Source organism: Phenylobacterium sp., from assembly GCF_035539035.1.
In the GTDB taxonomy this organism is placed as follows: Bacteria; Pseudomonadota; Alphaproteobacteria; order Caulobacterales; family Caulobacteraceae; genus Phenylobacterium.
Window position 1 is genome coordinate 1 of the sequence record NZ_DATLJI010000006.1, and the last position, 13,880, is coordinate 13,880.

At 69.0% G+C, this 13,880-nt stretch carries 12 protein-coding genes; 6 read left to right on the forward strand and 6 right to left on the reverse strand.

Annotated features, from left to right (window positions below; all coding sequences use genetic code 11):
• Positions 1–172 precede the first annotated feature (172 nt).
• Positions 173–904 carry a DNA repair protein RecO gene (gene recO / locus VM685_RS01065; RefSeq protein ID WP_325458256.1) on the forward strand — a complete coding sequence of 244 codons (732 nt, stop codon included), beginning with the start codon at positions 173–175 and terminating at the stop codon, positions 902–904.
• A gap of 7 nt (positions 905–911) precedes the next feature.
• Here recO and VM685_RS01070 read toward each other — a convergent pair whose 3' ends face one another.
• On the reverse strand, positions 912–2,111 hold the full coding sequence (locus VM685_RS01070) for a TonB family protein (protein WP_325458257.1): 1,200 nt from the start codon (positions 2,109–2,111) through the stop codon (positions 912–914).
• On the reverse strand, positions 2,108–2,470 hold the full coding sequence (locus VM685_RS01075) for a BlaI/MecI/CopY family transcriptional regulator (protein WP_325458258.1): 363 nt from the start codon (positions 2,468–2,470) through the stop codon (positions 2,108–2,110). The genes VM685_RS01070 and VM685_RS01075 overlap by 4 nt, the downstream gene beginning before the upstream one ends.
• Before the next feature lie 252 nt (positions 2,471–2,722).
• On the opposite strand from VM685_RS01075, the gene VM685_RS01080 reads away from it, so the two are divergent.
• The 3 genes from VM685_RS01080 (at position 2,723) to VM685_RS01090 (ending at position 5,949) form a co-directional block, all read left to right on the forward strand.
• Entirely contained in the window at positions 2,723–3,133 is a 411-nt protein-coding gene (locus VM685_RS01080) for a hypothetical protein (protein ID WP_325458259.1), read from the forward strand.
• 109 nt (positions 3,134–3,242) lie between these two features.
• Positions 3,243–5,510, forward strand: a complete 2,268-nt coding sequence (gene parC / locus VM685_RS01085; protein WP_325458260.1) for a DNA topoisomerase IV subunit A — start codon at positions 3,243–3,245, stop codon at positions 5,508–5,510.
• A gap of 133 nt (positions 5,511–5,643) precedes the next feature.
• The gene (locus VM685_RS01090) at positions 5,644–5,949 is read left to right on the forward strand and encodes a hypothetical protein (RefSeq protein WP_325458261.1); all 306 of its coding nucleotides are present in this window, start codon (positions 5,644–5,646) and stop codon (positions 5,947–5,949) included.
• 13 nt (positions 5,950–5,962) lie between these two features.
• Here VM685_RS01090 and VM685_RS01095 read toward each other — a convergent pair whose 3' ends face one another.
• From VM685_RS01095 to VM685_RS01105, 4 genes are all read right to left on the reverse strand, one after another.
• Entirely contained in the window at positions 5,963–7,423 is a 1,461-nt protein-coding gene (locus VM685_RS01095) for a M48 family metalloprotease (RefSeq protein ID WP_325458262.1), read from the reverse strand.
• 532 nt (positions 7,424–7,955) lie between these two features.
• Positions 7,956–9,881, reverse strand: a complete 1,926-nt coding sequence (drt3b, locus tag VM685_RS01100) for an antiviral reverse transcriptase Drt3b (protein WP_325458263.1) — start codon at positions 9,879–9,881, stop codon at positions 7,956–7,958.
• Positions 9,881–11,296: an antiviral reverse transcriptase Drt3a gene (drt3a, locus tag VM685_RS21000; RefSeq protein ID WP_414693331.1), complete on the reverse strand. Its 1,416-nt coding sequence runs from the start codon at positions 11,294–11,296 to the stop codon at positions 9,881–9,883. The genes drt3b and drt3a overlap by 1 nt, the downstream gene beginning before the upstream one ends.
• A gap of 48 nt (positions 11,297–11,344) precedes the next feature.
• Entirely contained in the window at positions 11,345–12,199 is an 855-nt protein-coding gene (locus VM685_RS01105; protein WP_325458264.1) for a hypothetical protein, read from the reverse strand.
• A 218-nt stretch (positions 12,200–12,417) separates the two neighbouring features.
• Between VM685_RS01105 and VM685_RS01110 the strand changes: the two genes are divergently transcribed.
• Both VM685_RS01110 and VM685_RS01115 read left to right on the forward strand, forming a co-directional pair.
• Positions 12,418–13,062 (forward strand): hypothetical protein, encoded by a 645-nt coding sequence (locus VM685_RS01110; RefSeq protein ID WP_325458265.1) that lies wholly within the window; start codon positions 12,418–12,420, stop codon positions 13,060–13,062.
• A gap of 275 nt (positions 13,063–13,337) precedes the next feature.
• The coding region (locus VM685_RS01115; protein ID WP_325458266.1) for a hypothetical protein at positions 13,338–13,880 on the forward strand (543 nt) is incomplete at its 3' end.

Below are 13,880 nucleotides of genomic sequence, written 5' to 3' on the forward strand. Positions count from 1 at the left end.
GGGGCGGCTCCGAGCTCCCGCCACCCGTACGCTTCCGCCAGCGCCCTCGTTGACCCCCGCCCGACCCCCGGCGTGAACCCTCACGCCCGGCCGCCCCTCTCCCTACCCTCTCCCCCCGCACTTCGTGTCGGGGGAGAGGAGACGCGCGCCCATTCCTGCTACATCGGCCCTCATGGAATTCGAGGACGCCGCCTTCGTGCTGACCGCCCGGGCCCACGGGGAGTCCGGGGCCATCGTCGAGCTGCTCACCGAGCGCCACGGCAAGTACGCCGCCCACGTGGCCGGCGGCGGCTCGCGCAAGATGAAGCCCTTCCTGCAGGCCGGCGCCCCGGTCACCGCCCGCTACCGCGCCCGGGTCTCCGACCAGCTCGGATCGGCCACGCTGGAGCCGGCCGGGGAGGGGCCCGCGGCCCTGTTCGACGACAAGCTGGCGCTCGCCGGCCTCTCCGCCGCCGCGGCCGTGGCCGCAGGCGCGCTCCCCGAGCGCGAGCCGCACCCCGGCGCCTACCTGGCCTTCGAGGCGCTCTCCCGGGCGTTCGCCCATCCGGAGATCTGGCCCGCCGTCTTCGTGCGCTTCGAGGCGGGCCTCCTGGAGGAGCTGGGCTTCGGCCTCGACTTCTCGAAGTGCGCCGCCACCGGCGCCACCGACGACCTGGTCTACGTCAGTCCGCGCACCGGCCGGGCGGTCTCCCGCGAGGCCGGCGAGCCCTACCGCGACCGCCTGCTCGCCCTGCCGCCCTTCCTGCTGAGCTCCCAGGCGAGGCTCCAGCCCGGCGACGTGAAGGCCGGCCTCGACCTCACCGCCCACTTCCTCGAGGCCTTCATCTTCAACCCGATGAACCGCCCCCTGCCGCCGGCCCGCCTCTGGCTGGTCGACCGCCTGGCGGAGGCGGGACGGCTCTAGCGGCGTCTCAGCCGGCCTGGGGCAGCCGGAACAGGATCGGGATGCGCACGTCGGCGCCGGCGGTCGGGACGCCGCTGCGGCTGCGGGTGGTCATCTGGAAGCGTTCGGCCATCTTCAGCGCCGCCGCGCCGAAGCCGTAGGCGGCGGGATCCTCCATCGTGACCGCACAGCCCTCGAGCCGTCCGGCGCCGGTCACCTGGCAGGCGATCACCACCCGGCCCTCGACCTTCTCGGCCGCCGCCTGGGGCGGGTAGAAGGCGACGACGTCCGCCGGCGTCGGCCGCTGGACCCAGTCGGGGTCGCCGACCGTCGTCCGCGTAGCTCCCGTGGCCCAGGCCGCGCCGGCGCAGAGCGCGGCGAGGGAGGCCACCACGGCGAGGCCCAGGCGCTTGCGGGCGCGGGCGGGCAGGGGGGACTTCAGCATGACGATGCGCTCCTTCAGGGGATGGGCCGAGCCCGCCGGCCAGTGGCAGCCGACCGGCAGGGGCTGGGTTCCGAGCTGCGTCTTCAGCAGCAGCTCGCCGTAGAGCTTCCGGGCCTGCGGGAAGCGGGCGATCACCGCGGCGTCGCAGGCCAGCTCCTGGTCGACCCGCATCGCCCGCGCGCCCCAGTGGACCAGGGGGTTGAACCAGCACAGGCATTTCAGCCCCGCCAGCACGGCGTTCGCCCAGGCGTCGCCGGTCCGCAGGTGGGCGGCCTCGTGCGCCAGGATCACGTCGCGCTCGGCCGCGTCGAAGCGGGTCTCGAAGTCGGAGGGGGTGACGATCCGCGGCCGGAGCGCGCCCACCACCGCGGGACCGGCGTCGGCCCGCGCCGCGCGCCAGACCCCGGGCGTCCCGCCGAGCGGCTCCAGCCGGCCCAGCGAGGCGACGAACCGGCGCTGCAGCCGCCAGGTCCAGGCCGCGCTCGCGGCCACGCCCGCCAGCCACAGCGACAGCACGACCCCGTCGCCGCGGTCGGTCGCGGCGGCGGCGGCCATCGCGCGGCCCGCGGCGCCCGCCGCCTCGCCCACGAACGGCAGGGTCTCCGCCGCCGGCTGCGGCGCGAGCGCCGCGAGGCCCGCCAGCAGCGGCAGCGACCACAGCGCATAGGCCACGCGGGCCCCGAACGCCTGCCGCACGGGCCGGCGCAGCAGGAGCACCAGCACCACGGCCAGGGCCGCCACCACGTTCGCGCGGAGGACCGCGCCCAGGATCTCGCCGGTCATTCCTCGATCTCCGCGATCAGCCGCTTCAGCTCGGCCACGTCCTCGGGCGTCAGGCGCCCGCTCTTCGAGAAGTGGCTGACCAGCGGCGCCACGCGCCCGCCGAACAGCCGGTCGACCACCGTCTCGCTCTCCGCCGCCAGCCACGCCTCGCGGGCGAGCCTCGGCCGGTAGAGGTAGCGGCGGCCCTCGCGCTCGGCCTCCACGGCCTTCTTCTTCAGGAGCCGGTTGATCAGGGTCTTCACCGTGGCCTCGGTCCAGCCCTGCGGGCCGGCCACCTCGGCGGCCACGTCCTCGGCCGTGCGCGGGCTGCGCCGCCACAGGGCGTCCATCACCACGCTTTCCGCGCCGCTGATCTTCATGACGTTTACACCCGTAATCGTTCGCAACGTTTACGCGCGTAATCGTCGCTGTCAAGCGACCGGCGGTCTGCTACAAGCGCCGCCATGGCCCGCATCGCGCGCAACCAGACCCAGCAAAGGCAACGTCACTCCGTGGCGGTGCTCGCGCGCGTCTGAGCCTTCGTTCGAGAGCCTGACCCCCGCAAACCCCGCTCCGGCGGGGTTTTTGCTGCCTGCGTCCCCGCCGGGCCCCGACCTTCAAGGAGCCTTCGCATGTTCACCGAGGACGAGATCGACCGCATCGGCCGGGCCATGGCCGACCGCACCCTGCCCAAGGCCGAGTGGACCCACGCCGCCCACTTCGCCGCCGCCGTCTGGCTGCTGGCCGAGCCCGGCCGCGACGCGCCTGCCGAAATGCCGGGCCTGATCCGCGCCTACAACCTGGCCACCGGCGTCCCCAACACCGACACCGAGGGATACCACGAGACCATCACCCGGGCCTCGCTGCGCGCCGCCGCCGCGGCGCTGGCCGGCCGCAGCCGCGCCGAGGCGCTGGCCCGCCTGCTCGCCGGTCCTTGCGGCCGCTCGGACTGGCTGCTCGCCCACTGGACCCGCGCGCGCCTGTTCGACCCCGAGGCCCGCCGCGCCTGGGTGGAGCCGGACCTGCAGCCGCTGCCGTTCTGATCCCCGCAAATGATGTGGAGCGACCCTTGCGCCGCATCGCCCCTGGCGCCCCGCCACGCTAAGAGTGACGGCTCACGATCGAAGTTGATTCTGCCCCGACGGACCGAAGATGGCCCTGGATACCCCGCCCCCCTCCGACAGCGGCCCCGCCGACGGGAACGGCCGCATCATCGACGAGCCGCTGTCCGAAGCGCTGTCGCGCCGCTACCTGGCCTACGCGCTCAGCGTCATCACCGACCGGGCGCTGCCCGACGTCCGCGACGGGCTAAAGCCCGTGCAGCGGCGCGTGCTCTACGCCATGCGCGAGATGCGGCTGAACCCCGAGGCCGCGGCCCGCAAGTGCGCCAAGGTGGTCGGCGAGGTGATGGGCGGCTACCACCCGCACGGCGACCAGTCGATCTACGACACCCTGGTGCGCATGGCCCAGGAGTTCGCCCAGCGCTATCCGCTGGTCGACGGCCAGGGCAACTTCGGCAACATCGACGGCGATAACCCCGCCGCCATGCGCTACACCGAGGCCAAGCTGACGGCCGCGGCCATGCTGCTCCTGGACGGCATCGACGAGGACGCCGTCGACTTCAAGCCGACCTACGACGGCGCCGACACCGAGCCGGTGGTCCTGCCCACCGGCTTCCCCAACCTGCTGGCCAACGGCACGACGGGCATCGCCGTCGGCATGGCGACGTCCATCCCGCCGCACAACGCCGGCGAGCTGATCGACGCCTGCCTCCTGCTGCTCGACCAGCCCGACGCCTCCACCGAGGCCCTGATGGCCCACGTCCAGGGGCCGGACTTCCCGACCGGCGGCGTCATCGTCGAGCCGCGGCGGTCGCTGCTGGAGACCTACGAGACCGGCCGCGGCGGGGTCCGGGTCCGCGCCCAGTGGACCCGCGAGGACCTCGGCAAGGGGACCTACCAGATCGTCGTCACCGAGGTGCCCTACCAGGTGAAGAAGTCCGACCTGGTCGAGCAGCTCGCCGGCCTGATCGAGACCAAGAAGGCCCCGCTGCTCGGCGACGTGCGCGACGAGTCCGCCGAGGACGTCCGCCTGGTCCTGGAGCCCAAGAGCCGCAACGTCGAGCCGGAAGTCCTGATGGAGAGCCTGTTCCGGCTCTCCGACCTGGAGACCCGCTTCAGCGTCAACCTCAACGTCCTCGACGCCCGCGGCACGCCCGGCGTGATGAACCTGCGCCAGGCGCTCAGGGCCTTCCTCGACCACCGCCGCGAGGTGCTGGTCCGCCGCGCCCGCAACCGCCTGGCCAAGATCGAGGCCCGGCTGCACATCCTCGACGGCCTGGTCATCGCCTACCTCAACCTCGACGAGGTGATCCGCATCGTCCGCTACGAGGACGAGCCCAAGGCCAGGCTGATCGAGACCTTCGAGCTCACCGACCTGCAGGCCGAGGCGATCCTCAACACCCGCCTGCGCCAGCTCGCCAAGCTCGAGGAGATGGAGCTCCGCCGCGAGCACGCCGAGCTCTCCGAGGAGCGCGACGGCATCCTCGGCATGCTGGCCTCCGACAAGGCCCAGTGGAAGCTGGTGGGCCAGGGCCTGAAGGACACCAAGGCCCAGCTCGGCAAGCTCAACGACCGCCGCTCCATCTTCGCCGACGCCCCGGAGATCGACACCGAGGCCGCCCTGGAGGCGATGATCGTGCGCGAGCCGATCACCGTCATCCTCTCCGAGCGCGGCTGGATCCGCGCCGCCAAGGGCCGCGTCGAGGACCCCTCCGAGCTGAAGTTCAAGGAAGGCGACAAGCTGCAGTTCCTGGTCCCCGCCGAGACCACCGACAAGCTCCTGATCTTCGCCTCCGACGGCCGCTTCTTCACCCTGGGCTGCGACAAGCTCCCCGGCGCCCGCGGCCACGGCGAGCCGCTCCGCCTGATGATCGACCTCGACGACAAGGTCGGCCTGGTCGACGTCTTCGTGCACAGGCCCGGCGCCAAGCGCGTCCTGGCCTCGAAGGAGGGCTACGGCTTCGTCATGCCGGAGGAGGAGGCCATCGCCTTCCGCCGGGCCGGCAAGCAGGTGCTCAACGTCTCGTCCGCCAACGGCAAGAACGCCGCCCAGGTCTGCCTGCCGCTGACCGGCGACCACCTCGCCGTCGTGGGCGACAACGGCAAGATCCTGATCTTCCCCGCCGCCGAGCTCCCCGAGATGCCCCGCGGCAAGGGCGTCAAGCTGCAGGCCTACCGGGAAGGCGGCCTGAAGGACGCGCTCGTCTTCAACGCCGAGGACGGCGCCGCCTGGACCACGTCGGACGGCCGCACCCGCCAGTGGCCCGAATGGCGCGAATGGGTCGGCCGGCGCGCCGCCGCCGGCAAGCTCGCCCCCAAGGGCTTCCCCGCCACCAAGCGCTTCAGGCCCAAGACCTAGCGCCGCCCAGCTCCTCCCCCGCCAAGCGGGGGAGGGGGACCACTCCCAGCCCGCGTGACCCCCATCACGCGCCCGCCCGCACGCCCCGCGCTACCCCGCTCCCCGTCGCCCGCCGACGAGGAGCCCCGCCGCCATGCCCGACCCCGCGCCTCCAGACGGCTGGCTGAAGCCGCGCCACGACCGTCCGGTCACCGTCGTCCAGCTCTCGGCCCACCCCGCCCGCCAGCTCCTGCGCGTGGACTACGCCGACCCGCTGACCCGCTGGGTCGGCGCGGCCCTGCTGGTGGTCGACCTCGCCGCCCGCGAGCTGCTGCAGGCCCCCATGGGCCTGCGCGCCCGCCTGGAGCCCTGCGCCGACGCCGGCCGCCTCGACCTCCAGCTCCTGCCGCACTCCGCCTGGCTGCGCCTCGCCGGCCCGCCGGAGCCCATGCCGTTCTAGGCGCGAACCGGCCTCAGCCGCCGCGGCGCGCCGCCTGGCGCTCGCCGCGCCCGTAGCTGACGAGCTTCACCCGCTGGCCCGGCCGCACCTCGCGCCCGTCCGTGAGGCCGTTCAGCAGCCGGAAATGCGCCTCCGGCTCGGCGTCCACCGCCATCCGTTCGGCCAGGCTGCGCACCGTGTCCCCCGGCCGCACCGCCACCACCTCGATCACCCGCGGCCGCGCGCCCCGCGCCTCCTCGCGGCTCAGCCGCCGGAACGAGCCGATCAGCGGGTCGAAGGCGCGCGAGCCCCCGGCCGGCGCCAGGGTGACGAAGTGGTAGCCGGTCTCCGGCCCCGCCGCATAGGCCGCCACCGTCACCTCCACCACGCCGCGCTGCCCGGCCGCCTGGGCCGGCAGGACCACCGCCTCCATCCCGTTGATGCGGGTGCGCTCCGGCCGGCCGGTCTGCACCGGCGTCTGCCCGGCCGCGCCGCGCAGGGCCTCGTAGGCGTAGCCCTCCAGGTCGCCGCGCAGCGGGGCCGCGGAGAAGATCGCCTGCAGCCCGCCCGGCCCCTCCATCTTCACCGCCCGCGAGCCGTTGGTCAGGGTGAAGCCGGCCGGCGCCTCGAAGGCGATCCCCAGCTCCGGGTGCACGAACCGCCGGCCCTCCACGAAGCCCTGCCGCGGGTCGTCGCCGAAGGTCAGGCCGTCGATGCGCGCCAGGTACTCGGCCTCGCGCTCCGGTCCCGGCGGCCGGCCGGCGGCGCGCGCGTGCTGCGCCGCCCGCACGATCCGGTCGCCGTGCAGCGGGTGGGTCTGCGCCCAGGCCGGCGCGGTCTTCGCCTCGCGCCCGGAGACCCGCACCTTCAGCTGCTCCTGGCCCTGCAGGGCGGCGATCACGTCGGTCAGCGCATAGGGCGAATACCCGGCCCCCGTCAGGTAGCGCACCGCCAGCTGGTCGGACTCCAGCTCCTGGCTGCGCGAGTACGACAGCACGTTGAGCTGGCCGAACCCGCTGGCCAGCTGCGCCAGGTCGCTGGACTTGGTGACCGCCCCCAGCACCAGGGCCCCCAGCGTGGTGAGCGTGCTGCGCTGCTGCCGCTTGCCGGCATGGTTGGCGGTCACATGGCCCACCTCGTGGCCCAGCACCGCGGCCAGCTCGTCCTCGCTGGACAGCAGCCCCAGCAGCCCGCGGGTGATGTAGACGTGGCAGCCCGGCGGGCTGGTGAAGGCGTTGACCACGTCGGTGTTGACCACGTGGAAGCCGCAGCGGCCGCCCCGGCCCGCCGCCTGCGCCACCCGGCCGCCCACCTCGGCCACATAGGCCGTCGCGGGGCCCGTATAGAGCCCGCCATAGGCCTCCACCGCCGCGGCGTGCTCGCGCGGCACGGGCGGATTGCCCGGGTTCATCCCCTGCGCCGCCGCCACGGACCCGGCCAGGGCCGCGGCGCCCGCGCCGGCGAGCATCAGGAGCTTGATGGGCTGTCTTCTCACGGCGAAGCCTCCGGTAACGCGTCCGGAGAATAGCCTTTCCCCGCCGCCGGTTCCGCCCCCCAGCGCCCAGCTCCTCCCCCGTGAGCGGCCGCGAACGGGGGAGGGGGACCGCCCGCCGCAGAGCGGGTGGTGGAGGGGGCAAGCCAACGCACCGCCAGCGCCGCCCCGCGCTCCTCCCCCGCAAGCGGTGGAGGGGGCGCGCGCCGAGGCGGGTGGCGAAGGAGGGCAAGTCGCGGCACCGGGCTCAGCCTCGCCAGCTGAGCTGGCGCGAGCCGTCGGGCAGTCCGCCGCTAAGCGACAAACTGTGCAGAGTGACCTGGCTTCAGAAGTCGCGCGGAACAGAGAAAGGTGGAACCACAACCCCGTACTGTGTGTGCATCCCCCGTTAACCGGGTTCAGCCCGTCTCAACAGCCTCCCAGTCGCTAGACGCGCGTAGAAACTACACGCCGCGTCGGGTCCGACGCGCCGGAAGCGCGATCCGTAGATGCCGGCAAGCCAACACCGTCTTCGGAGCTGTGGTCCCAGTTGAAGCTAGCCCCAAGCGTAGACTGGACGCAACGTCTTCCGCTTCAGTAGGTGCCGGACGCTAAGGCCGTCCCAATCCACAAACCCAACGTGAGGTACGATAGAGGCGATTGCGGCTCGCGACGGACGTCCGCCCACAACATCCTCAAATAGCCTGCGTTTCATAGATACATCTATGTCGGGAGAGCTCAGTACGTCTGACAGCAATAGGAAGTCGTTGCTGATCAATTTGGGGTTGCCGCGTTCCCTAAGGTAGCCATCCACCTTCGCGTTGAGGGTGTCTAACGAGACACGATGTGCAAGCTTGTCCTTAAGTAGGCAAAATTTTGCGGAGATATACGCGAAATATCTGTCGCCGTGGGTTTCTATAATTGTATTAAGTATATCCCGAACGAGCTTAGCTCTAGTAAATTCGGCACCTATGAAGTGCGCTCCGCAGATCAGCAGATTATAGCCTTCTACATACTCGTCAGAACTTGAAAACTTTCCACGAGCGAATGCCGTCCTCAATAGCCCCACCAATCTATCGTTCACAATATGAAGAAATTCATCAAGTTGTTCTGGATAGAAGTGCGACTTCTTCTCCTCAAAGAGTCCGATGATGTGGGAAATGGAATACGTCGTCCTGACTCTTGTGTCGAGCGCTGCGATGTAGAATGCGCTGTCGAGCAGAGCGAGAGCCACCTCGATAAGTGTGGACTTAGCCGGGCCAGCGCTCAGCTCCGCGGCTGCTAGGGTTCGCCTGATTGTCCGACGATACTTGGCGAGGAGCCAACCGCTCACGTTCTCGAACCCAATCTCATGCTTCTTCACGATCAGCCGGAAGTCGCTGAGGAGTGCGCGAACTGAGCGCAGAATTCCTGCGCCTCTTACGCCCAGATCTGCCGTGGGAATATCTCCAATGAGTCGCTGGACCTCCCGGAAGGTGATCCCGATGTCGTGCCGGGCGAATGAAATCGGAGAGACGAAGGGGCGGCTGAGGGTGGAGAGCTTGTCTTCATTGACGTACAGCTTGAAGCGTTCCAGCGCGTGGCGGACGGCAGCTTCAACCCGATCCAGAACCGGAAGTTCATTTCCGAATACAAAGAAGTCGTCCACGTACCGCCGTACGTCGTAATCCTTCGTCGCCTCCAGGCCTTGGACTGAAAGGCTGTGCACGATTTCTCGGTCGACCCTTTGGAGGATTATCTCGGCGAAAATGCGTGAGAACTCTGGACCCACCACGATCCCATTCGTCTCATTGTAATTGATATTCTGGAACAAGGTATCCATAGCATCTTCAAAACTGAAGAAGTTGGCATGAGCTTTGGAAAATGACTTATCTTTGACAGCCCAGGTCAGGGAGTGGGTGTAGATATGATAGAAGCATTTCGCCACATCGATTTCTCTACGGTAGACGAAGCGCGACTCTAGCCGTTGATGTTCTCGGGAGTCTGCAAACTTTCCAAGCAAGTTGTACTTCCGATAAGCGAAGTAGGAGGAAAGGTGCGTGACATCCGGCTCTCCCGCATCTGCCGCTTGCTGGGCGACGCCAAGCCGAAGGCGTGCATCTTCGTCCTCGAGGTGACTGGTTGGCTCACGAAATGGCGACGCAACGGCCGACGGTCGCCGGAGGCTGAAGCGCTCATCGCCGCAGTAGTTGAGTAGCGTTTCCGAGTGGCGCTCATAGAATTCGGCAATATCGAGCTGCCAGGCGGGGTGAATTATCCCGAGCGTAGTGTACCGGGTCTCATTTTTGGAAATTCGATAAGAATAGGGTTGGGAGTGCTTACCGCCCTTTTGTCTAAGGAGGCTTAAGAGTCTCGAAGTGTCTCCGTCTGAGGCTGGAGCTGAGAGGCTGGCGTGGAGGATATTGTTCGAAAATATTATGGGGGCTTCGAACGGAAGCGTTTCCGTTAGGAGTGCGCGATACTTGAGAGAGCGCAGAGACATTAATGGTCTCTCCAGATCGACTTGACGGCTGTTGTCATTCCACGCGGCACGCGAGCGAAGATGATGTGGGAGTAGCCCTTGGAGAAGGAGATTTGCTTTAGCTGCGCATACAGGGGAGGGGACATTTTCGATCTAAGAGTGGGTAGGTATCGGCTTCTACTGGACGTTATGAGGTTCTGGTAAAACCAGTCTAGGGACATAAGTTCGGTTCTGCGTGATGGAGTGTGCGAGAAGCCGTTGTGGATCCCACATCGTTTATAGTTGAAGTAGATTCCAGATCGCGTAAATTTACTCCTCAACTCATAATATCGAAGTGGTCTTGCAATTTTGAAATTGCCACTGAGGTATCGGAGCCTGTACAGTAGTAACATATCGTTCGGGGCTTTCTCGTATTCCTGGAGCGCCAGAACGATGCGGGTCTTCAGTTTGGTGATTTTGACGTCGGATATCCCTACGCGACATTCGCGAGGCTTGCCCCGCTTGGACGGAGGGTGGCTTGGCGCGCTGAAGCTATATCCTAGATAGTCAAACTGTTGCGGATGGCTCACCGCCCCGGAGGGGAAGTAACTGCGCGAGCAGCATTTCTTAGCGTTGAATTTCATCGCCGACGGTAGAGCATCGGATATGGCGGCTTCGGTCGTCGTCAAATCGCCTATGCTGAATACTAGTATATCATCCGAGTATCTAAAGTAACGATAAACACCAGGTGTGGCGCGAACTTTCTGATCGAACTCGTGCATGGCGAGTTCCGCGAGGATTGTTGTCAGTCCGATCCCCCGTGGGAGTCCCTGTGTGGTGCCTGTTGGGAGGATGCTAAAGTACTCGCGAAGATGAGCGCGCACTTGGCTCGGGAGCGCAGTGTCGTAGAGAAGGCGGTCATGGAGTTCCGCCACGGGCACGGTCTCGTAGAAACTCTTGATGTCACGTCGGATGACGTGAAAGGGCGTGGCCTCTGACATCGCCTCGATAACGGATCTGACGACGCGATCTCGGTTGGGCGCGGTGACGCGGAAGCGCTGGGATAGATATCGCGCGGTCGCGCGGACGACGAGATTGGTGCTATACTTAGAATAGAAATAGCAGGGCTTTCCGCGAACTCGCAGACAGGTAGTGTGCCGTAGGGAGCTCGGCTGAAGCATCGCTTCTGCGACGGCTGCTTCCACCAATGTTTGACGATCTACCTTAAGGTCGACATCGAAGTCGCGAGCGTCGGAAGCCCGCACGACGCGCGCAATCGAGTCGAAGCTATACGCGTTCTTCAAGTCCCGCCCCGCCCGTGCTCGTAGGTGGTGTGCTGTGGCAACCCGCGCACAGGTTGCGACGCACGCGGAGGTTCTGCAAGCCGCGCAAACCTGGAGGCGCGTGTCCGCCTTGGATTCTTCCCGTGGCCGGCGCGCGCTCACTAGTCCCCCCATCCGCCGCCGGGACCTCCCCAGCCCCGGCGGCGGCGGAGCGCCGGCGTGTTACGCCAGCACCCACCCATCAGCCCCGGACACGCTCACCAGGGAGACGTCGTCCACGAGCGCCCCATAGCCGTCGTTCGCGCCGGCCTCGCGCAGCTCCAGCACGTCACTGCCGGTCGCCGTCACCTCGGCGGTGAAGGTCGCCCAGGCCGTGCTCTCCGGGTCCAGCGTCGCCACCAGGGCCCCGTTCCACCACACCTCGAAGGCGTCGGTCGTGTCGCCCACGCCGGCCGTCTCGGCCCGCGAGGCGTAGGCGAGGGAGAGCGTGTAGGCCTCGCCGGCCACCGCGCTCACCGCCTGGCCCACCACGTCGACGCGCGCGTCGCTGTCCAGCTCGATGTGCTGGGCCCCGTCGGCCGAGACCGGCTGGCCGGCGAGCGTGTTCCACAGCTCGATCCCGCCGTCGGTCCCGGTCCAGCCGGTGAGCGGCAGGATGTCCCAGGTTCCCTCGTCGATCAGGTCGGCCTCGAAGGAGCCGTTGGCGACCAGCTCGGCGTCGCCGTCCACATGGGTCAGGACGGCGGTGTCCACCGCGTCCGGATCGGCCAGCACCTTGTGCGCGCCCACGCCCGGCCGGTGCGAGGGGTGCAGGTAGACGCCCACCTCCACCTCCAGGGTGGCCGCGTCGCCGTCGGCCCCGCCCTCGGCGTCGGCCTCGTCGTCCATCAGGTCGGCGAGGTCGTCCTCCGAGATCTTCACCGACCAGTCGCCGGTGGCCGCGTCGACCTTGGCCTTGAACCATTCGTCGCCGATCCGCACCCAGACCTGCTCGCGCCCGACGTCGGCCGAGGTCCCCGTGAGCCGCAGGCCCCCGTCTTCGCCGGCCACGACGCCGCCGATCATCACATCCGCCATGTCTCTATCCCTTTCGGCTCGGCCCCCGCCGCCCCGCGTCCGGCCGGCGCGGCATGCGGCGGCCTGACGCAGGATCCAACGACGGGCCGGCGCCGCTTCGTCCAAGGCCCAGCCTGTTTTTCGGCAGACCGGCGTTCGCCCGGCCGGGGAGCCCGGCGCGCCGCTTGTGCCCGCCCTCCGCGCCACCTAACGTCGTTTCGCGAAAGAGCGGGGCCTGCATGAACCGGTCGATCTTCACCGTCGCCGCGGCGCTGGGCGCGCTCGCGGTCCAGTCGTCCGCGGCCCAGCCCGCGTTTCCGGTGGGGGAGCCCTGGTTTCCCGACCTGGCGATGCGGACGCTCGACGGCGACGCGCTGGACGAGATGATCACCCAGGCGGACGCCACGTCGGACTACTGCCTGCGCAACGCGGCCGCGTCCCTGGGCGAACTGAACTTGCGCGTGCCCGACGCCTACCGCCATCGGAGTGAGGTCGAGCAGCAGTACGCCGGGAGTCCCTGCATGCCGGTGAACACGCCGGTGACGAGCCCGGCCGACCTGAGCGCGATGGCCAGGACGATGCCGGCGGTCTGCGCGCCCGTCTACCAGGCGCACGCCAGCGCCATCGACGAGGCGGCCGCGCTCAACGCCGCCACCGCCCAGGTGCTCTCGACGCAGCAGACCTGCACCAAGGCCTGGCAGGCCGCGACGGCGTCCTGCGACGGCCTCCGACAGCAGTACGAGATGTACGATCCGGCGCGGGCCGGGGCGCTGTTCGGCAAGCTCATCCAGGCCCTGGACCTCACCGGCCTCGACCCCACCGCCAAGATCCGGGCCGACGCGAAGAGCGCGATGCAGAACCTCGGCTGCCCGAACATCCCCTAGAGCGCCTTTCCCTCCCTTGATGGGGAGGGTCGACTCGCCAAAGGCGAGCGGGGTGGGGGAGTCAGACCAGGCGCCCCTCCCTCCCTTGATGGGGAGGGTCGACTCGCCAAAGGCGAGCGGGGTGGGGAAGTCGCGTTCAAGCGCCGACTCCCCACCCGGCCCACCATTCCCCACCCTGACCGCTTCGCGGCCTGTCCCTCCCCATCAAGGGAGGGACGAAAGAATCCCTCACCGAATATTTGCCTTCCGGCGGAACTCGTGTTCCCGTTCCGTTCATGCCCGCCGACGCCGCAGCCCAGGACCGCCACTCGGCCATGCTGGCCGAGCTCGCGGCCATGAGCCTGACGCTGGCGCGCGACCTGCAGAACCGCGCCCTGGAGGCGGAGACCCCCGAGGAGGCGGCGAAGCTCGCCGCCGCCTTCCACCGCGTCGCCCGCGGCCTGCGCCAGACCCTGGCGCTGGAGCTGAAGGTCATCCGCTACAAGGACGAGGCCGCCCGCGAGGGCGGCGCGCCGCCGCCCGCGCCGGCGCCGCTGGAGTCCCTCGGTCCCACGGCGCCCGCGGCGGGGGTCGCCCGCCGTCTCGCCGCCGTGCGCCGCCGGATCCGGGACGCCTGGTCCGAGCACGAGGCCGCCGACTGGCTGCCCGACGACGCAGAGGACGCGCCGAAGCGCCCCCCGCGGCCGCCGCCGTCCGACCCGCTCTGGGGCAGGCTCGACGCCTTCCTGGCCGACGCCGGGGAGCGTCCCGACCTCCTCGAGGCCGACTTCGACATCCTGGTCATCGAGGCCTGCGACGCCATCGGCCTCGACGCCGGC